Below are 17,247 nucleotides of genomic sequence, written 5' to 3' on the forward strand. Positions count from 1 at the left end.
AATATGGAAAACAAAATTTTATCAATTGGTTTCATCGGTATTGGTGTAATGGGAAAAAGTATGGTTCATCATTTAATGCAAGAAGGTCATAAGGTGTATGTATATAATAGAACGAAAGCGAAGACAGATTCTTTAGTGCAAGATGGTGCAAATTGGTGCGATACACCGAAAGAGTTAGTGAAGCAAGTTGATGTTGTAATGACTATGGTTGGATATCCACATGACGTAGAAGAAGTATACTTTGGGATAGATGGAATTTTAGAGAATGCAAATGAAGGCACGATAGCAATTGATTTTACAACATCTACTCCAACATTGGCAAAACGTATTAATGAATTTGGTAAAAGAAAGAATGTATATACACTGGATGCACCTGTATCTGGGGGAGATGTTGGTGCGAAAGAAGCTAGACTCGCAATTATGGTCGGTGGAGAGAAAGAAATATATGATAGATGTTTACCGTTATTTGAAAAACTAGGAACGAATATTCAGTTGCAAGGGCCAGCTGGTAGTGGACAACATACAAAAATGTGCAATCAAATTGCGATTGCTTCCAATATGATAGGAGTATGTGAAGCCGTTGCTTATGCGAAAAAGGCTGGACTGAATCCAGATAAAGTATTAGAGAGCATTTCAACGGGGGCAGCAGGTAGTTGGTCATTAAGTAATTTAGCTCCTCGCATGTTAAAAGGAGATTTTGAACCAGGATTTTATGTGAAACATTTTATGAAAGATATGAAGATTGCTTTAGATGAGGCTGAAAAATTACAATTACCGGTACCAGGTTTAAGATTGGCGAAGGAATTGTATGATGAGTTAATGGAAGATGGAGAAGAGGATAGTGGAACACAAGTGTTATACAAAAAATACATAAGGGGGTAAATGAGATGGATCTTCAAAAGTTTGACGAGATGATTGACACTGTACAGCGAGTAACTTGTATAAAAATAAATGAAAAGCAGAAAGAAGCATTTAAACAAAAATATGACTTTGAACCGAAATTCGAATATGGAAGAGATGAGAAGGGGCATTATGTTATTCGAACTTCGAAAAAGATGTTAGAGGAAATGGAGTTTTATTTGGCACTGAAATATGATCGGGATGGAATTGCCCTTTATATGCATGCTGAGATTGAAGGGACATGTCATGTATCTGTTAGCTATAGTGAAGATGCACTTCATTTGCACGAGTTGTTTCAATTTCTAGAAGAAAATAAATAAAAGTCCTCATTTGAGGACTTTTATTTATGAAGATGTATTTAATTCTTATAATTATAAGTTAGAAGCCCGGCGGCACCGTTCAATTGGGAATGGAATAACTTGCGCAATGTGATTAGAACCAAATCGTTTCGCTCGAGCATGGCGTAATATATAAAATGCACACAGAATCGAAACAGGAATAGCCCCGAATAAACCAAACAATAAAGCGCTTACACAAGATGCAACAAATCCTAAAACACCAACTTCTAACTCTTCCATAATAGCGCCTAAAATAACAGGAATAGCCCCGCATGTAACTCCAAGTATAAGTGCAATAAGTAAACTCATGATTATCCCCCTCTGTTCGCGATATTATTTTCCTTATTAGTAATTGTAGTATATCATACGTAAAACAGAATTTTCAGAAAAAGTTCAAAAAAAGTTCAATAAATGTTCAAAAAGTGTTAAAAAATCGAAGAGGATAATTTCACCTTAAAAAGGAAAGGGAGAAGTTTTTGAGTAAATAAAAAATCAGACTTATTTCAGAAGATGAAATAAGTCTGTTCCATAGGAGGATGTATATATGTAGAGTGAATAAAAGGTTGGAAAAGGGGATCCAATTCCTTTTATTCAACTAACTACCTTAATAAATTGGAACCCAGCCTTCAGCTGTAACAAAAATACGAATGGCTACAACCTGACGATCATCTTGCAAGGTAAAATAATGTCTTGCATTTTCAGGAACAGATATTAGATCGCCGGGCTCAAGTTCAACATCAAAGAACTTCCCATCTTTTCCTTCAATAGCAAAGATGCCATGACCACTGACAATAAAGCGAACTTCATCATCTGTATGATGGTGTTCTTTTTGGAAATTAATTAATAATTCGTCAAGGTTAGGTGTGCTACTTGAAAGTGAAATGACATCATGTGCTTTATAACCTCGGCGTGCTGAAACATCAGCGATTTCTTTTGAAAACACCGCTAATATTTCAGCTTTGTTTTCATCTGTTAACGAATAATTTTCATTTAAATGAGTAGGAAGTTTAGAAATATTCCATTTCTCATATAAAACGCCTTCTTCTTGTAGAAATTTTGATACTTCCACCTCATTTTCAATGCGAGTATTTACTTCATGAATACGAATTTGCGCCATTAGAAACGCCTCCTTGAATTGATAATAGTTTTATATGAAATTGGAATAAAAACTCATAAGCTTCTAATCTTTTCTTTGCATCAAAGCTATCTCGGCCCCATACGGTAATACCATGGTTACGGATTAATACTGCTCCCGAATCTCCTTGTATATGCTTTCGGAAGTTTTCTCCAAGAGTTGGGATATGGGCATGGTTTTCGATAATAGGAATGTGAATCGTTGCACCTTCTTCCCAAATATCAAGAGCTTTAATAATTTCTTGATTTTGAAGGGTGACTGCATCACTATACAAATTTGTGATGACATTGTTATCAGTTGTATGAACGTGAAGTACGCACCCGGCATTCGTATTGTTATAAATATGTGTATGCAATACTGTTTCTGCTGAAGGACGTAACTCAGTCTCTAAAACAGGAACTCCTAGTTGATCTACTAATAGAAAATCATCGGGAGTAGTTTTTGTTTTATCTTTACCGCTTGCTGTAATAAGAAAAGTAAGTGGCTCATGACTAACCTTTATAGAAATATTACCACTTGTTGCTGGAAACCAATTTCGTGTTGTTAACTCTTTTTTAATCTCGCTTAAGTCATACCATTGACGAAAAAGTTGTTTCATAATTTCACCTCCAACAAATGTTTTAATTCAGCTTGAACATCGTGAAATGTTTCAAACGGTGTATAAGCAATACGATTTTCTTCACATTTGGTAATAAGAAAGTCACGGGCAAATACTTTATCCGCTTGTTTCGCCGCTTGTAAATCAGTAATTGAATCTCCAATTACAATATGGAAGTCATTTGTATCACTTAATTTACGGATTAAAGATGATTTACATAATCCGCAATGATTTTGACAGTGATGATCACAAGGATGAGGCCAATTAACTGCAATATATTCGTTTGAAAAGTCTGTTTTATTACAGTAAATTTGCTCTTTTGGAATAATTCCTTGTAAGAGTGGATAGACGAAGAAATCCATTCCGCCTGATATTACGTAAAAAGAAATATTATTTTCATTTACAAATTGTATAAATTCATGAAAACCACTACGGATTTCAGCAGTCTCTATTAAAAATTGAATAATATCATCGTGCAGATTAGTAGGTATTAATTGAAATAATTGAGAAACACCTTCTTGAATAGATAGCTCTTGTGATAAAATTCTATTCTTTACTTCTTCGGCTGCTGGTGGTGCGAATTTTTCCATAATGGACATGATATTATCGTTATTTGTAATCGTACCATCGAAATCACAAAACACTTGAATACTCATAATTTCACCTCATGTGAGGGATTTCCCCATATTTGTAGTGCACTACGCAAATTTATGTCATCTACTTCATGGAGTGGTTTACTTTGCAAAGTTGCTTCAATTGCAGTACGGAATGCTTTACCACCGCCTTGCGCTCCATTCGGATGCCCATGAATACCGCCACCAGCATTAATAACAACATCTTTACCGAAATCTCGCAAGATAAAGGGAACGAAACCAGGGTGAATACCAGCAGACGGAACAGAAAAACTTTTCTTGAAAAATGCATCGTCTTCAGTTAAATATTTTGAGATGGTAAGAGCCTCTTCTTTTTCTAACGCAACGCTGCCATATGGAGACGGGAATAAAGAAAAATCAGCACCAGCATAACGAAGCAGCTTTCCAAGTAATAGTGGAGACGAGATCCCATATAACTTGGATGCTGAATAAGCACCACTTACAGCAGGGTGTGCCATGATAGGAACTGGGATTTCGTCATCTTCGGCAAGTGATTGTAGTACATCTAGTCCGTAAGCGAATACGTTAAATAATAGAATATCAGCACCAGCTTGTACTGCACGTTTCGCATTTTCTTTTAAATCAAAAGTTCGTCCTGTTAAATTTACGGCATATAACGTTTTATGGCCGTGTGTTTCATATACGGATTGTAAAACTTCTTTTCCAGATATAATTCGCTTCGTTAGTGGTGTTAATGAATTCTCAAATAAAATTTCATCATCTTTTACGATATCTACACCACCACTTGCTTGATCGCGTAATTGAGTTTTTAAATATCCAATATTTCGTCCAATCATGCCTTTAAAAATACTCATTAAAAGGGGGCGGTCATACACTTGTAAAAGGTTTCGAATGCCATCTACACCAAACTTCGGGCCAGGAAAATGCTTTTTTAACTCATCTGAAAAAGTTAAATCAATTAATTTCACTTCGCCATCAAGTGATAGCTTTCCGAATGTAGTTGTTAAAATCGCTGGTAAATCTGGACTGAAGTTTAGTAATGGGTATTCGATTTTAATAATCCCGCGTTTTACTTTTTTCCGTAGATACGAATTGATATGTTCTTGCTCATCTAATTCCTCAATATGAATGACATTGCCTTTATGTTGTTTTAATTGTTCTTGCAATAAGTGTGGCAAATGAGTCCAAGAGCCAATTGTTAAACCGAGTGCAATTTGCTCAGCTTTTTTTTCTAAGTTATGTGAATCGTCATGGATTAAATACGTCGCTATGATTCCGCTCATTGTTATAACCTCCTAGTTAAATAAAAAAACCTCTCAGCTAAGGAGAGGTTTTTTTACAACCAGCTCCTTATCTGTCAGCGTAATGCTGCGAGAATTAGCACCGTGTCTACGATTGTAGATCGGTTGCCGGGTTTCGTCGGGCTCGTCCCTCCACCTGCTCTTGATAAGAAGTATTTAGAAATGTTTAAATTTTTAAGATAACTGAATTTTGTCAGATATTTTTTATGTTGTCAACGATTTTTTGAAAAAATTTAATTTATCAATTCGATGAATAGCTTCTCTTAATCGTTCTTCTGTATGCAAGAGACCAACACGGACGTACCCTTCGCCGTGCTCACCAAATCCAATCCCAGGAGCAACTGCAACGTGTGCTTTTTCTAGTAAAATATCAGAAAATTGCTCAGATGTATATCCTTCTGGTACAGGAAGCCATGCGAAGAATGACCCTGTTGGAATATCAACATTCCAACCAATTGAGTGACAAGCTGAAATAAGAGCATTTCTCCTAGATTCGTAACTATTTACAAGATCTGTTACACAAGACTGTGAACTTAATAGTGCTTCGCGTGCTGCGTCTTGAACTGCACCAAAAATACTAACATACATATGATCTTGCAATAGGTTAATTGTTTCGATGACACTTTCATTCCCGACTGCAAAAGCAATACGCCACCCAGCCATATTGAAAGTTTTTGATAATGTGTAAATTTCAATTCCTGTATCTTTGGCGCCATCTGCTTGCAAGAAACTAACGGGTTTTTGACCATCAAATCCGATAGCACCGTAAGCAAAATCATGAACAACTAATATATTATGTTTATTAGCAAAATGAATGGTTTCATCAAAAAAATCTTTTGATGCAGTAGCGCCAGTAGGATTGTTTGGATAGTTTAGAAACATTAACTTTGCGTGCTCGGCGATAGAGTCATCAATCTTTGTATAATCCGGTAAAAAGTTATTTTCTGCAATAAGCGGCATTGTTTCAAATTTTGCTTTTGCTAAAGCAACTCCGGATAAATAATCTGGATAGCCTGGATCTGGAACGAGAATAGTATCACCAGGGTTTGTAAAACAAATTGGTAATTCTACTAATCCAGCCTTTCCACCAAACAAAATAGCAACTTCAGTTTTGGGATTTACTACTACATCATATTCACGTTGATAGAATGTTGCCACGGCTTCTTTTAAACTTTCATGTCCGCGGAATGGCGGATATTTATGATGAATGGTCTTTTCGGCAGCATTTTGTAAAGCTTTTACGATATGCTGCGGTGTTGGTTGATCTGGATTACCTTGACCTAGATTAATAACATCGTGACCAGCTGCAACGACTTTGTTAACTTTTGCAACAAGTGAAGCAAAAAATTGTGTTGGCAATGATGTTACTATCTCAGAAGGTTGAAATAATTTCATACTTTCCACCTCTTTTGAAAGTTGTTACAATTCTAGTGACAAATGATATAATCTTTCCAGTATTTTGTAAAGAAAAAAATAAGAATGGGGCTGACAAAATGAAAGTCGCATGTATTCAAATGGATATTGTCTTTGGAGATGTAGAAAAAAATATTGAGAACGCTAAAACTAAAATTAGTGAAGCGATGAAGGAAAGACCAGATGTTATTGTTTTACCAGAACTATGGACAACAGGATATGATTTAACGAGACTTTCTGAAATTGCAGATAAGAATGGATTAGAAACGAAAGAAAAGTTGAAAGAATGGTCGAAGCAATATGGTGTACATATTGTTGGTGGTTCGATTGCAAAGCAAACAGAGCAAGGTGTTACAAATACAATGTATGTTGTAAACAAGGAAGGAGATCTAGTCAATGAATATAGTAAAGTGCATTTATTTCAACTGATGGATGAACATAAATATTTAATAGCGGGTAATGAGACAGGTGAATTTAAGCTAGATGATGTAGAGTGTGCTGGCACAATTTGTTATGATATTCGTTTTCCAGAGTGGATGCGTGTTCATACTGCTAAAGGTGCAAAAGTTTTATTTGTTGTAGCGGAATGGCCATTAGTTCGTTTAGCACATTGGCGCTTGCTTCTGCAGGCCAGAGCAGTTGAAAATCAGTGTTATGTTGTTGCCTGTAATAGGGCAGGGAAGGACCCAAATAATGAATTTGCAGGTCATTCTTTAATTGTCGATCCTTGGGGTGAAGTTGTGGTAGAGGCAAATGAAGAGGAATCCATTTTGTTTGGCGAGCTTAAATTCGAGAAAATTCAAGAGGTTCGTAAAGGGATTCCAGTTTTTGCAGATCGTCGTCCAGAATTATACAAATAAAATATTGACAAGTGATTTTTATTCTTGGTATAGTCTTCAACATAAAGTTAAAAATTCAAAAAATTATACAACTCTTATCAAGAGCAGGTGGAGGGATTTGGCCCGATGAAGCCCAGCAACCGACCGTAATACCATTGTGAAATGGGGCGTGTATTTACGCCAAAAGGCACGGTGCTAATTCCAGCAGAAAGTATACTTTCTGGCAGATAAGAGGGGAGAAGATTAACTTCAAACCTCTTTCTTTGTGGAAAGAGGTTTTTCTGCGTCAGAAAAACCTCTGAATTAAAAAAAGGGGGAGAAGACGATGGGATATTATTCATTAACAGAAGTAACGGCTGTACAATATGCGAAAGAACATGGCTATTTTGAAAAGAAATCAAATGTCATCTGTCATGAAATTGGAGATGGAAACTTAAATTACGTGTTCAAATTAGATGATGGAGAGAAATCAATTATAATAAAACAAGCACTTCCATATGCGAAAGTAGTTGGTGAGAGCTGGCCGTTGTCTATAAAAAGAGCAACGATTGAAAGTAAGGCATTACAAATTTTTGCGAAGTATGTACCAGAATACGTTCCGGAAGTATATAGTCATGATGAGAAGTTGGCAGTGACGGTAATAGAAGACTTATCAAGACTAACAATTACAAGAAAAGGATTAATAGACGGGGAAGCATATCCGCTTTTATCCCAGCATATCGGTCGTTTTCTAGCAAATGTTTTATTTTATACTTCAGATTTCGGTCTACAGTCAGAAGAGAAAAGGGTACTAGAAGCTACATTTGTAAATCCAGACCTTTGTAAAATTACAGAAGATTTAGTGTTTACAGATCCGTTTGGGCATTACGATACGAACGATTATGAACCAGATTTACAACTAGCTGTTGATGAACTTTGGAGTGATAAAACTTTAAAACTAAAAGTAGCGCAATATAAATATAAATTTTTAACGAGAAAAGAAACGCTTATTCATGGGGATTTACATACTGGTAGTATTTTTTCATCACCTTCTGAAACGAAAGTGATTGATCCAGAATTTGCAACGTACGGTCCATTTGGATTTGACATCGGTCAATTTATTGCAAATCTATTATTAAATGCTTTATCGAGGGAAGAAGAAAAGAGAAGTATACTATTTTTCCATATAGAAAAGACATGGAGTTACTTTGTAGAAGCTTTTACGAAGTTATGGATTGGAGAAGGAGTAGAAGCATATACGAAAGAGAAACAATGGTTGCCAATTATTTTGCAAAATATTTTTACTGATGCTGTCGGATTTGCAGGATGTGAGCTTATCCGAAGAACAATTGGCTTAGCTCATGTAGCTGATTTAGATGAAATAGCAAATAAAGAAAAGAGAATTCAAGCAAAGAAACAAGCGCTATCCTTAGGTAAAGAACTAATTAAATATGAATCTAAGAGCGCTGATATTCAACTGTTCCGAACATTATTTCAGCAGACAGTTTCTGGAGGAGTAAAAGCATGAGTACGATTGTTACTATTCCGAGATCTGTCAGTTGGAAAGGTGATGCAATTGCGGTATTAAATCAAACAAAGTTGCCACATAGTACGGAATACAAAACGTTAACGACTATTGAAGAGGTATGGAAAAGTATTGTACTGCTAGAAGTACGCGGAGCACCTGCAATTGGAATTGTAGCAGCATTTGGTTTGGTACTGGCAGCAAAAAAATATAATACTGTACATATTGAGGAATTTCAAAAGAAGTTTAATAGAGATTGTAATTATTTAGGGACATCACGTCCGACGGCAGTGAATTTATTTTGGGCAATTGATCGCATGAGAGAATCTATTCGAGAGATTACGACAATAAAAGAAGCGCAAAAAATATTAGAAGAAGAAGCGCTTCGCATTCAGCAGGAAGATGAAGAGGTGTGCCGGAGTATTGGGGAACATGCGTTAACATGTTTTGCAGACGGTGATAACATTTTAACAATCTGTAACGCTGGAAGTATTGCAACTGCAAGATATGGAACTGCATTAGCCCCTTTTTATATCGGAAAAGAGAAAGGTGTGCGTTTACATGCATACGCGTGTGAAACGAGACCAGTTTTACAAGGTGGTCGTTTAACAACGTGGGAATTGAGGCAAGCAAATATTGATGTCACACTTATTACAGATAATACGGCAGCACATGCCATTCTAACGAAAGAAATAAACACGATTATTGTAGGGGCGGATCGAATTGTCGCAAACGGAGATACGGCAAATAAAATAGGAACAATGAATTTAGCTATATTAGCAAAGTATTTCGATATCCCATTTTACGTTGCAGCTCCGTTATCTACTTTTGATATTACGAAACAAACAGGCGCTGAAATTATTATTGAAGAAAGAGATGAAACAGAAGTTACGAAAATTTCTGGCAAACAAGTAGCACCAATTGGAACTAATGTTTATAATCCTGCATTTGATGTAACGCCGAATGAATTAATTACAGGGATTATTACTGAGAAAGGTATTATACGCGGAGATTATAAACGAGAAATTGCATCATTATTTGAAAAACAAGCTAATAAATAATAGCTTGTTTTTTTGTGCCTAAATTGACTAGTCTCTCTTATTTATATAATGAAAGGGGGGCGAAAAAGATGGAAGAGTGGATCAAGATGATAGGTAATGTAGGGTTTCCAATTGTTGTAACATTATATTTACTCCATCGTATTGAAAGTAAATTAGATGGAGTAATTGTTGCAATAGAAAAACTGCCACAGCAATTACCAAAGTATGACGATCCTCGTGATAAAAAATAAAGTTTGCTCTTCGTGAGCAAACTTTATTTTTATTGAGCGGTATAACCACCATCGATAACGACAGCTTGACCCGTTATTCCTTTTGCTTTTTCACTCGCTAAAAACATAGCATAATCAGCAATTTCTTGTACTTGTAATAAGCGCTTTTGGGGTACAAGTGGATAAATGATATCTTCTAAAACATTTTCAAGTGGTACATTTCGTGTAGTGGCTAAATCCTCTAGTTGATTACGTACAAGAGGGGTATCGACATAACCAGGACAAAGGGCATTAACAGTAATTCCATGGGTAGCACCTTCTAAAGCCGCAACTTTTGTTAATCCAATTACGCCATGTTTTGCGCTATTGTAGGCGGATTTCCCTGCAAATCCAACAAGACCGTTAATAGAAGCGACGTTAATAATCCGGCCATACTTTTGTTTTTTCATAATCGGAAAGGCATGCTTAATTGCGATAAACGGAGCGATTTGCATAATTTTAATTAGCAGCTCGAATTTTTCAGTTGGAAAATCTTCAATTGGTGAAACGTGTTGCATTCCAGCGTTATTAATTAATATGTCTAATGAACCGAAGTGAGTAACTGCTTGAGAAATTGCTGCTGTAATTTCTTTTTCAGATGTAACATCACATTTTAAACCGATCGCTTGAAAGCCTTCTTTTTGTAATTGTTCAGCAGCTTCCTTCGCACGATCTTCAAGACGATCAGTAATAACAACTTTTGCGCCTTCCTTTGCAAAAGCGTTCGCCATCTCATATCCAATACCGCTGGCAGCACCTGTTAAAAAGACAACTTGATTTGTAACCATGGTGAAAAACACTCCTTTATATAAAAATTCTCTTATTGCTCTATTTAGAGGAGGAATCATGAAAATCCTGCAAACATTTGGAAAAAACATAACTGGCTATCTTGTTTTGCAAAATAGTCTCTGCTATACTATTTTGTAAAGCAAGATACTTACGCTTATCTATCTTGTAAAACAAGATAGTAGGAGGATTTGAATTATGTCAACAAGTCAAATGCTGAAAGGGATTTTAGAAGGATGCTTACTTGCTATTATCTCTGAAGGTGAAATATACGGTTATGAAATGAGTGAAAAGTTAGCGAAGTATGGTTTTACAATGGCAAGTGAAGGAAGTATTTATCCGTTATTAATACGAATGCAAAAAGAAGGATTAATAACAAGTGTAATGAAGGAATCTCCATCTGGTCCAAAGCGAAAATATTATACATTAACAGAAAAAGGCGAGGAAGCACTTAATGAATTTATGGATCGCTGGGAAACGATGCAAAGTAGTGTGGAACGTCTACTTGAAGGGAAGGGGAGAAGAAAATAATGCTATCAAATGAAGCGCGTAAGTTTTTATTAGATATGAGATTATTTTTGACGGCAAAGGGTGTTAAAGAAAGTGATGTTCATAATTTTTTAGAAGATGCAGAACTCCATTTAATTGAGGGCGAGAGTGATGGGAAAAGTGTAGCAGACATTTTTGGAAGCTCACCGAAAGAATATGCAAATGAACTTGTAAAAGTGATGGAAAAGGATAGACAAGAAACGTGGAAGCAAATTGGCTATACGGTAATGAATATCGTTGCGTTTTGGATTATTGCTTCTATCTTAGTAGTGAATAATGGAATTTTACAGCTTTCACTTATTCAGTGTATTGGTTATAGTTTCACATTAATGTTAGCTGTTATAGGTCCTAATTTTTTGCTCCGTAAAAAGAACTTCGTAACAGGCTTTACAAAAACATGGTTTTCTATGTGGTCTTTAGTCATGATCGCTCCAATGTTTTTATTAGGAGCTATTACGATATTAGATGTAATATATCCTACAAAGATGGTTACATTTACCCAAGTGCAAAGTTATATGTTAGCTGGAGGGATCTTTATCATCACAGTAGCTATAAATATATATTTTGAAGGATGGTTTAAAAACTTATATTTAATTGTTCCTCTTTCTATTATGTTAGTGTTTCAAACATTTACATCAGAAGGTCTTATGCCAATGTTATTTCAAATTATATGTTTATACGGAAGTTTATTTGTTTTAATTTTTATTGAAATTATGATGAAGACGAATAGAAGAGAAACGGTTAAGTAAAGGAGGGGTTATAGTGAAGGTTTCTAAAGAAGGTGAAAAGTTTTTAATCGATACAAAAGTGTATTTAATAACAAAAGGAATTAAAGAAGAAGATGTGGATGCCTTTCTCGAAGATGCAGAGCTTCATTTAATAGAGGGTGAGAAAAAAGGGAAGACGGTAAGTGATATATTTGGTAATTCACCGAAAGAGTATGCGGAAGAGTTGGCTAATGAGATGGAGAAGGATAAAAGCGGGAGTATAAAAAGTATTTTAGGAATGATTATTGGTGTTGGTGGATATTGGTTACTGACAAATATTTTATTTGGAAGTCCAAATCAGCAGTTTACGTTAACAAATGTACAGTTAATTGGTTATCCTATCATCTTAATCATTACAATTATTGGAACAATTGTCGCGTTTAGAATGTCTTCTTTTAAAAGTAAACTAGTAGAGTTTGGAATTATTTATGTAATAGTAATGGTTCCTATTTTATTATTAGTGTTATTAATGTTTATGAATAAATGGTATGGGACACCTGTATTACAATTAACTACTATACAAAGTTATATACTAGCCGGAATTGTCTTATTAGTATTGTTAATTGGGGAAGCGTACATACTTGGATGGATTGGAATTTTAGCTGTTATCATACCGCTATTAATTATGTTTGTATTTAAAGAATTAGGAAAGCAAAACCCATATCTGGTAATACTAGAGCCTTTACTTCTGTATGGAAGTTTATATGTATTAATGCGATGGTCTTTAAAAAATGAAGAGAAAAAAACTGTAAACTAGTTTTATGCTAATAGTGAGCGAACTGAATTTTTTATTAAGAGGGGAACAAATGTGCAAAGTATATTTCTAGGTATATTGTCTATTATGTTTTTAGGTTTAACGATTTTTGGGCTATATACTACCTTTTCGAAAAAGGTACATGATGACTACTTCGATACTTTAATAGATGGCACAACAGGTTATATTTTGTTCTTCGGTTTAATTGGAAAGTGGCTGCTCTGGATATGCAAAAAATTATTTCCAAAGAAATATTATATTGTGATTTTTAGAGGGATTATCTTTACGGTTAATAGTATATTTTTATCCTTTGCAGCCGGTATTTGGTTTGTAGATTGGAATATGTTGTTTTAAACAGTAATAAGATTGTTACTGTTTTTTTCTTTGTAATAAAGAGCTTTGTAATGAGAGTGCTTTTTGCTCGTTTGTTACTAGGGACTGAATATGGACGTTTTCAGGGCGAGGAACAATAGGATACATAAGATTTGTTGGAGAAGGATGATGCTCCGATCCAGTTGGAGAATGAGGATCTGCATGAGTAAGCTTTCCATGAACACGTCTTGTAAATAAAATATGACCGATTTCGTGGGCGAGCGTATATATATTTTTCGTAGGAGCTGCTGAATTTGTTAAAACGATGTAACCAGTAAGTTGCTGTTGTTTTGCTAAAGAGTAAGCACAGGCAATTACTGCTGTTTCTTTGAAATAATCACTGCCAATATAACAAATGTAAAGGTCACATTTTGGAGCTTCATTTACACACGTTTGAAAAAAGGATGCTAATTTTTCCTGACTTTGAATGGAATTCTTATAACTGATTTCACGGTCAGAAAAACGGAAAAGCTCATTTAATACAATTACTTCTTGAATTTGAAATGTAATGGGGTGCCAAATTGACTCTGCAACAGCTAAATCTTTTGCGATACGGTCATCAGAAATATCGGCGCCTGGAGTAATACAAATACATATATTGACGTATGGATCCATAAGGAACACCTCAAATGAAAAAGTTCTTCCTATAATATATGTGGAGAAAAGGTCCTATGTATGGATAAACGCCTTATTTGCTACATGAATATATGTAGACTACAATTCGAAAAAATTTCATAGTTCTATAACGTAGTGTGGTCATCTTTTTGATATAGTAAAGGAAAGGGGGAGAATATATGTATACATTAAAAATCGTTTCAGACAGAGAAGCTCTTTATCAATTTGCAAGTTATGTAAGAGTTGTGCAAGGGGTTGAGGATGTATATGTAGAGGTGGGAGAATCTTTATATGAACATCCTTTAATGAAGTTTTATGTACATATTAAGCTTAAAGAAACATATGAGCAGCATAACGCGTTACAAGAAATAGCAAGATTAGTAGAATTGGGACGGTTCACATATGTCCATTATCGTAATGATGAAATTGAGGAAGCTTTTGAAGCTGTAAAATATGAAAGTTTTAAGAAATAAAAGGTGAAAAAAGGAGGCGGAAGCTTCCTTTTTTTTCTTTAAAATTACATCAACAAAAGGAGAAAAATTTTGTTATGATAAGGGAGGATGAGGAAAGGAGAGTTTACATAGTGGGGTATATTGAAGAGTTACGCAAAGTCGTTGGTACAAGGCCACTTATTCTAGTAGGGTCAGCAATCATTATATTAAATGATAAGCAAGAAGTATTACTTCAATACCGTTCAGATACATATGATTGGGGTGTACCTGGTGGGGCAATGGAACTAGGTGAAACGACAGAAGAAACTGCTCGTAGAGAATTATTTGAAGAGACGGGGCTACAAGCAAAAATCATGCAATTTCTTGGTGTCTTATCAGGAAAGGAAGTATATTTCCGTTATCCAAATGGAGATGAAATCTTTAATGTCATTCATCTGTATCAGGGGCATTATGTGAGTGGTGAATTAAAGCTCGATCATGAAGGGTTACAACTTCAATACTTTCCAGTAGATAAGTTACCAAAATTGAATGAAACGACAGAGAAAATCTTACAAAAATTTTTATACGCATTGACAGAATAGAAGGTTAATTCCTTCTATTTTTATTATATTAAATATTTTGATTTTTTGCTATCTTTATAGTATGATAGTTGTAGACATACATCTTATGGAATTTCACCTAAAAACTTACTAGGGTACATAAGAGAGGGGCAAGTACAAAATGCATAATGTTGTTATTACAGCTGCAGTTCGTTCGCCAATTGGAACTTTTGGGGGAGCGCTAAAAAATGTAACGCCAGTAGAATTAGCTGTTCCTGTACTTCAGGAAGCTGTAAAACGAGGCGGAGTAGAACCACATGAAGTTGATGAAGTAATTTTAGGTCATTGTATTCAAAGAACTGATGAAGCAAATACTGCAAGAACAGCTGCATTAGCGGCAGGATTTCCTGACACAGTTACTGGTTATACAATTCAACGTCAATGTTCTTCAGGTATGCAAGCAATTATGTCAGCTGCAATGCAAATCCAATTAGGTGTAAGTGATATTGTTGTTGCAGGTGGAGTAGAAGCAATGAGTTCAAGCCCTTATGCATTAAAACAACACCGCTGGGGACAACGTCTACAACATGGAGAAATCCGTGATACAGTGTGGGAAATATTAGAAGATCCATTGCATCATATTATGATGGGTGAAACAGCGGAAAATTTAGTTGACCAATATGAAATTACAAGAGAGGAACAAGATGAAGTTGCGCTTCGTAGTCACACACTAGCACTACAAGCGATTGAGTCTGGATATTTTGATGATCAAATTGTTCCTATTACAATAAAAGAGCGTAGAAAAGAAGTTGTATTTTCGAAGGATGAACATCCGCGTGCAGATATTACAGCGGAAAAATTAGCAGGATTAAAACCAGCTTTTCGTAAAGATGGATCTGTAACTGCAGGTAATGCATCTGGTCTTAATGACGGAAGTGCGGTTCTAGTATTAATGAGTGAAGAAAAAGCGAAAGAAAAGGGCTTACAACCGTTAGCTAGAATTGTTGGATATTCAGTAGCCGGAGTAGATCCGAAAATTATGGGTATTGGGCCAGCACCAGCAATCCGAAAAGGATTAGAAAAAGTAGATTGGTCATTAGAAGATGCAGATTTACTTGAAATTAATGAAGCTTTCGCTGCACAATATTTAGCAGTAGAGAAAGAATTAGGTTTAGATCGTGAAAAAGTGAATGTAAACGGTAGTGGTGTAGGACTTGGGCACCCAATCGGTTGTACAGGAGCTCGTATTACGGTAAGTTTAATTCATGAATTAAAACGACGTGGCTTAGAAAAAGGAATTGCCTCTCTATGCGTCGGCGGCGGTATTGGAGTAGCATTATTTATAGAAGCACTATAAAAAAGAAGCAGCAATCGCTGCTTCTTTTTTTACGACTCGAATAAGTGATGAAATAATCGATCGCGATTTTCAAAAAAAAGTTTCGTCGTTTGATAATGCTCCGTTTCTTCTAATGTCGATTCGTGAATCCCCTCTTGCGTTAAAGAGTATAAAGTAGATTCAGGATAAGCCATTAAAATAGGAGAATGCGTCGCGATAACAAATTGTGAACCTTGCTTAGCTAATTCATGCATTCGAATGAGCATTGAAAGTTGCCTCATCGGGGATAAAGCCGCCTCAGGCTCATCTAAAATGTATAAACCTTGTCCTGAAAAACGGTTCATGAATAATGAGAAGAATGATTCACCATGTGATTGTTTGTGTAATGAGACACCACCATAGGAATCAATAACTGGATTTCCACGTGCTTCCAAATCAGCATCTATTTCATCAATATAAGAAGCGACGTTATAAAATGATTCAGCGCGAAGAAAGAAACCGTCGTTTGGTGTATTGAAACTTTTGGAAATTCGAAGGTATTCATGTAAAGATGAGTGCGAATCGTTTGTGCTAAAGCGGAAGTTTTTTGTTCCACCTTCTGCATTAAAACCTAAAGCGATTGCAATTGCTTCGAGTAATGTTGATTTACCCGTTCCGTTTTCTCCAATAATGAATGTTACATTTGGATGGAAAGCTAGTGATTGTAATGTTCGGATAGCGGGTAGGCAGTAAGGATATGCGGAAAAACTAGGGATATTTTCTTTTTTTAATGTGACATTTTTTAAAAAGGGTACGTCAATCAATATATAAACCTCAATTCATAGAAGATTTTTTTTCTAATAACGTAGCGAATACGAGGGTGAGTAGACTTGTAAATAGTATTGTATGTTGTAATGTACTAAAACCAAGTCCTTCTCAGCCAAAAGTTGTTCGTTTTAATAAGAAGATGGCAAGGGTGATACGGAAACCGATAAAAGCGGGAATGTATTTTACGACTTTAAAATGCTTCCATAGAAAAAATCCGATGTATGTACTTAAAACAAGATAAACAGAAAAAGAAAAAAGACAAGTGTTAATGACACGTGAACCTCTCCTTATTTTCTGAATATTTCATGTGGATTATAAC

At 35.5% G+C, this 17,247-nt stretch carries 22 protein-coding genes and 2 riboswitches; of the genes, 13 read left to right on the forward strand and 9 right to left on the reverse strand.

Annotated features, from left to right (window positions below; all coding sequences use genetic code 11):
• Nucleotides 1–3 precede the first annotated feature (3 nt).
• Nucleotides 4–882 (forward strand): NAD(P)-dependent oxidoreductase, encoded by an 879-nt coding sequence (locus COC96_RS17700; protein ID WP_098769110.1) that lies wholly within the window; start codon nucleotides 4–6, stop codon nucleotides 880–882.
• A 5-nt stretch (nucleotides 883–887) separates the two neighbouring features.
• Complete coding sequence (locus COC96_RS17705) at nucleotides 888–1,220, forward strand: DUF3909 family protein (RefSeq protein WP_098267968.1); 333 nt, start codon at nucleotides 888–890, stop codon at nucleotides 1,218–1,220.
• A 51-nt stretch (nucleotides 1,221–1,271) separates the two neighbouring features.
• Here the strand turns inward: COC96_RS17705 and COC96_RS17710 are convergent, their stop codons facing one another.
• The 6 genes from COC96_RS17710 to COC96_RS17735 form a co-directional block, all read right to left on the reverse strand.
• Entirely contained in the window at nucleotides 1,272–1,547 is a 276-nt protein-coding gene (locus COC96_RS17710) for a hypothetical protein (RefSeq protein ID WP_098267967.1), read from the reverse strand.
• A 295-nt stretch (nucleotides 1,548–1,842) separates the two neighbouring features.
• Nucleotides 1,843–2,355, reverse strand: a complete 513-nt coding sequence (locus COC96_RS17715; RefSeq protein WP_097904536.1) for a 1,2-dihydroxy-3-keto-5-methylthiopentene dioxygenase — start codon at nucleotides 2,353–2,355, stop codon at nucleotides 1,843–1,845.
• Nucleotides 2,333–2,971 (reverse strand): methylthioribulose 1-phosphate dehydratase, encoded by a 639-nt coding sequence (locus COC96_RS17720; RefSeq protein ID WP_098267966.1) that lies wholly within the window; start codon nucleotides 2,969–2,971, stop codon nucleotides 2,333–2,335. Before COC96_RS17720 ends, COC96_RS17715 begins: the two co-directional genes overlap by 23 nt.
• A complete protein-coding gene (gene mtnX, locus COC96_RS17725; RefSeq protein ID WP_098267965.1) occupies nucleotides 2,968–3,627 on the reverse strand; it encodes a 2-hydroxy-3-keto-5-methylthiopentenyl-1-phosphate phosphatase in 660 nt (219 codons plus the stop codon). Before mtnX ends, COC96_RS17720 begins: the two co-directional genes overlap by 4 nt.
• Complete coding sequence (gene mtnW / locus COC96_RS17730) at nucleotides 3,624–4,868, reverse strand: 2,3-diketo-5-methylthiopentyl-1-phosphate enolase (protein ID WP_098769111.1); 1,245 nt, start codon at nucleotides 4,866–4,868, stop codon at nucleotides 3,624–3,626. The genes mtnX and mtnW overlap by 4 nt, the downstream gene beginning before the upstream one ends.
• A gap of 64 nt (nucleotides 4,869–4,932) precedes the next feature.
• Nucleotides 4,933–5,038: riboswitch (SAM riboswitch) on the reverse strand.
• A 52-nt stretch (nucleotides 5,039–5,090) separates the two neighbouring features.
• On the reverse strand, nucleotides 5,091–6,281 hold the full coding sequence (locus tag COC96_RS17735; protein ID WP_098769112.1) for a pyridoxal phosphate-dependent aminotransferase: 1,191 nt from the start codon (nucleotides 6,279–6,281) through the stop codon (nucleotides 5,091–5,093).
• A gap of 14 nt (nucleotides 6,282–6,295) precedes the next feature.
• Between COC96_RS17735 and COC96_RS17740 the strand changes: the two genes are divergently transcribed.
• The 4 genes from COC96_RS17740 to COC96_RS17755 all read left to right on the forward strand — a co-directional run bounded on the left by COC96_RS17740 (nucleotide 6,296) and on the right by COC96_RS17755 (nucleotide 9,933).
• On the forward strand, nucleotides 6,296–7,159 hold the full coding sequence (locus tag COC96_RS17740; protein ID WP_141536123.1) for a carbon-nitrogen family hydrolase: 864 nt from the start codon (nucleotides 6,296–6,298) through the stop codon (nucleotides 7,157–7,159).
• A 71-nt stretch (nucleotides 7,160–7,230) separates the two neighbouring features.
• A riboswitch (SAM riboswitch) is annotated at nucleotides 7,231–7,372 on the forward strand.
• Nucleotides 7,373–7,463: 91 nt separating this feature from the next.
• On the forward strand, nucleotides 7,464–8,645 hold the full coding sequence (gene mtnK, locus COC96_RS17745; RefSeq protein WP_098267962.1) for an S-methyl-5-thioribose kinase: 1,182 nt from the start codon (nucleotides 7,464–7,466) through the stop codon (nucleotides 8,643–8,645).
• Nucleotides 8,642–9,703 carry an S-methyl-5-thioribose-1-phosphate isomerase gene (gene mtnA, locus COC96_RS17750; protein WP_098769113.1) on the forward strand — a complete coding sequence of 354 codons (1,062 nt, stop codon included), beginning with the start codon at nucleotides 8,642–8,644 and terminating at the stop codon, nucleotides 9,701–9,703. The genes mtnK and mtnA overlap by 4 nt, the downstream gene beginning before the upstream one ends.
• A gap of 68 nt (nucleotides 9,704–9,771) precedes the next feature.
• Nucleotides 9,772–9,933: a YvrJ family protein gene (locus tag COC96_RS17755; protein WP_098267960.1), complete on the forward strand. Its 162-nt coding sequence runs from the start codon at nucleotides 9,772–9,774 to the stop codon at nucleotides 9,931–9,933.
• A gap of 29 nt (nucleotides 9,934–9,962) precedes the next feature.
• On the opposite strand, the gene COC96_RS17760 is transcribed toward COC96_RS17755, so the two are convergent.
• On the reverse strand, nucleotides 9,963–10,739 hold the full coding sequence (locus COC96_RS17760; RefSeq protein WP_098769114.1) for a 3-hydroxybutyrate dehydrogenase: 777 nt from the start codon (nucleotides 10,737–10,739) through the stop codon (nucleotides 9,963–9,965).
• 196 nt (nucleotides 10,740–10,935) lie between these two features.
• Between COC96_RS17760 and COC96_RS17765 the strand changes: the two genes are divergently transcribed.
• The 4 genes from COC96_RS17765 to COC96_RS17780 are packed head-to-tail and all read left to right on the forward strand — an operon-like array spanning nucleotide 10,936 to nucleotide 13,161.
• Nucleotides 10,936–11,268 carry a PadR family transcriptional regulator gene (locus tag COC96_RS17765; RefSeq protein WP_088230265.1) on the forward strand — a complete coding sequence of 111 codons (333 nt, stop codon included), beginning with the start codon at nucleotides 10,936–10,938 and terminating at the stop codon, nucleotides 11,266–11,268.
• Nucleotides 11,268–12,035, forward strand: coding sequence for a DUF1129 domain-containing protein (locus COC96_RS17770; protein WP_098769115.1), 768 nt, complete (start codon nucleotides 11,268–11,270; stop codon nucleotides 12,033–12,035). Before COC96_RS17765 ends, COC96_RS17770 begins: the two co-directional genes overlap by 1 nt.
• A gap of 13 nt (nucleotides 12,036–12,048) precedes the next feature.
• Nucleotides 12,049–12,810, forward strand: coding sequence for a DUF1129 domain-containing protein (locus COC96_RS17775; RefSeq protein ID WP_098267957.1), 762 nt, complete (start codon nucleotides 12,049–12,051; stop codon nucleotides 12,808–12,810).
• Nucleotides 12,811–12,861: 51 nt separating this feature from the next.
• Nucleotides 12,862–13,161 (forward strand): DNA-binding protein, encoded by a 300-nt coding sequence (locus COC96_RS17780; RefSeq protein WP_098267956.1) that lies wholly within the window; start codon nucleotides 12,862–12,864, stop codon nucleotides 13,159–13,161.
• A 15-nt stretch (nucleotides 13,162–13,176) separates the two neighbouring features.
• Here the strand turns inward: COC96_RS17780 and COC96_RS17785 are convergent, their stop codons facing one another.
• A complete protein-coding gene (locus COC96_RS17785; protein WP_098267955.1) occupies nucleotides 13,177–13,794 on the reverse strand; it encodes an ImmA/IrrE family metallo-endopeptidase in 618 nt (205 codons plus the stop codon).
• 179 nt (nucleotides 13,795–13,973) lie between these two features.
• Here COC96_RS17785 and COC96_RS17790 point away from each other — a divergent pair, with 179 nt between their 5' ends.
• The 3 genes from COC96_RS17790 to COC96_RS17800 all read left to right on the forward strand — a co-directional run bounded on the left by COC96_RS17790 (nucleotide 13,974) and on the right by COC96_RS17800 (nucleotide 16,142).
• A complete protein-coding gene (locus tag COC96_RS17790; RefSeq protein ID WP_098267954.1) occupies nucleotides 13,974–14,267 on the forward strand; it encodes a DUF3928 family protein in 294 nt (97 codons plus the stop codon).
• A gap of 110 nt (nucleotides 14,268–14,377) precedes the next feature.
• The gene (locus COC96_RS17795) at nucleotides 14,378–14,827 is read left to right on the forward strand and encodes an NUDIX hydrolase (RefSeq protein ID WP_141436421.1); all 450 of its coding nucleotides are present in this window, start codon (nucleotides 14,378–14,380) and stop codon (nucleotides 14,825–14,827) included.
• A gap of 139 nt (nucleotides 14,828–14,966) precedes the next feature.
• Nucleotides 14,967–16,142 (forward strand): acetyl-CoA C-acetyltransferase, encoded by a 1,176-nt coding sequence (locus COC96_RS17800; RefSeq protein WP_000552065.1) that lies wholly within the window; start codon nucleotides 14,967–14,969, stop codon nucleotides 16,140–16,142.
• A gap of 29 nt (nucleotides 16,143–16,171) precedes the next feature.
• On the opposite strand, the gene COC96_RS17805 is transcribed toward COC96_RS17800, so the two are convergent.
• The gene (locus tag COC96_RS17805; RefSeq protein ID WP_098267953.1) at nucleotides 16,172–16,924 is read right to left on the reverse strand and encodes an AAA family ATPase; all 753 of its coding nucleotides are present in this window, start codon (nucleotides 16,922–16,924) and stop codon (nucleotides 16,172–16,174) included.
• Nucleotides 16,925–17,247 lie beyond the last annotated feature (323 nt).

This window comes from Bacillus cereus, from assembly GCF_002577405.1.
In the GTDB taxonomy this organism is placed as follows: Bacteria; Bacillota; Bacilli; order Bacillales; family Bacillaceae_G; genus Bacillus_A; species Bacillus_A cereus_AU.

Bases quoted from the DNA above. Each gene is read 5' to 3' on its own strand.
- COC96_RS17700 (WP_098769110.1), top strand. From the start codon at position 4: ATGGAAAACAAAATTTTATCAATTGGTTTCATCGGTATTGGTGTAATG.
- COC96_RS17760 (WP_098769114.1), bottom strand. From the start codon at position 10,739: ATGGTTACAAATCAAGTTGTCTTTTTAACAGGTGCTGCCAGCGGTATT.
- COC96_RS17735 (WP_098769112.1), bottom strand. From the start codon at position 6,281: ATGAAATTATTTCAACCTTCTGAGATAGTAACATCATTGCCAACACAA.
- COC96_RS17785 (WP_098267955.1), bottom strand. From the start codon at position 13,794: ATGGATCCATACGTCAATATATGTATTTGTATTACTCCAGGCGCCGAT.
- COC96_RS17715 (WP_097904536.1), bottom strand. From the start codon at position 2,355: ATGGCGCAAATTCGTATTCATGAAGTAAATACTCGCATTGAAAATGAG.
- mtnA (WP_098769113.1), top strand. From the start codon at position 8,642: ATGAGTACGATTGTTACTATTCCGAGATCTGTCAGTTGGAAAGGTGAT.
- COC96_RS17755 (WP_098267960.1), top strand. From the start codon at position 9,772: ATGGAAGAGTGGATCAAGATGATAGGTAATGTAGGGTTTCCAATTGTT.
- mtnK (WP_098267962.1), top strand. From the start codon at position 7,464: ATGGGATATTATTCATTAACAGAAGTAACGGCTGTACAATATGCGAAA.
- COC96_RS17705 (WP_098267968.1), top strand. From the start codon at position 888: ATGGATCTTCAAAAGTTTGACGAGATGATTGACACTGTACAGCGAGTA.
- COC96_RS17790 (WP_098267954.1), top strand. From the start codon at position 13,974: ATGTATACATTAAAAATCGTTTCAGACAGAGAAGCTCTTTATCAATTT.
- COC96_RS17720 (WP_098267966.1), bottom strand. From the start codon at position 2,971: ATGAAACAACTTTTTCGTCAATGGTATGACTTAAGCGAGATTAAAAAA.
- COC96_RS17710 (WP_098267967.1), bottom strand. From the start codon at position 1,547: ATGAGTTTACTTATTGCACTTATACTTGGAGTTACATGCGGGGCTATT.
- COC96_RS17770 (WP_098769115.1), top strand. From the start codon at position 11,268: ATGCTATCAAATGAAGCGCGTAAGTTTTTATTAGATATGAGATTATTT.
- mtnX (WP_098267965.1), bottom strand. From the start codon at position 3,627: ATGAGTATTCAAGTGTTTTGTGATTTCGATGGTACGATTACAAATAAC.
- COC96_RS17765 (WP_088230265.1), top strand. From the start codon at position 10,936: ATGTCAACAAGTCAAATGCTGAAAGGGATTTTAGAAGGATGCTTACTT.
- mtnW (WP_098769111.1), bottom strand. From the start codon at position 4,868: ATGAGCGGAATCATAGCGACGTATTTAATCCATGACGATTCACATAAC.
- COC96_RS17800 (WP_000552065.1), top strand. From the start codon at position 14,967: ATGCATAATGTTGTTATTACAGCTGCAGTTCGTTCGCCAATTGGAACT.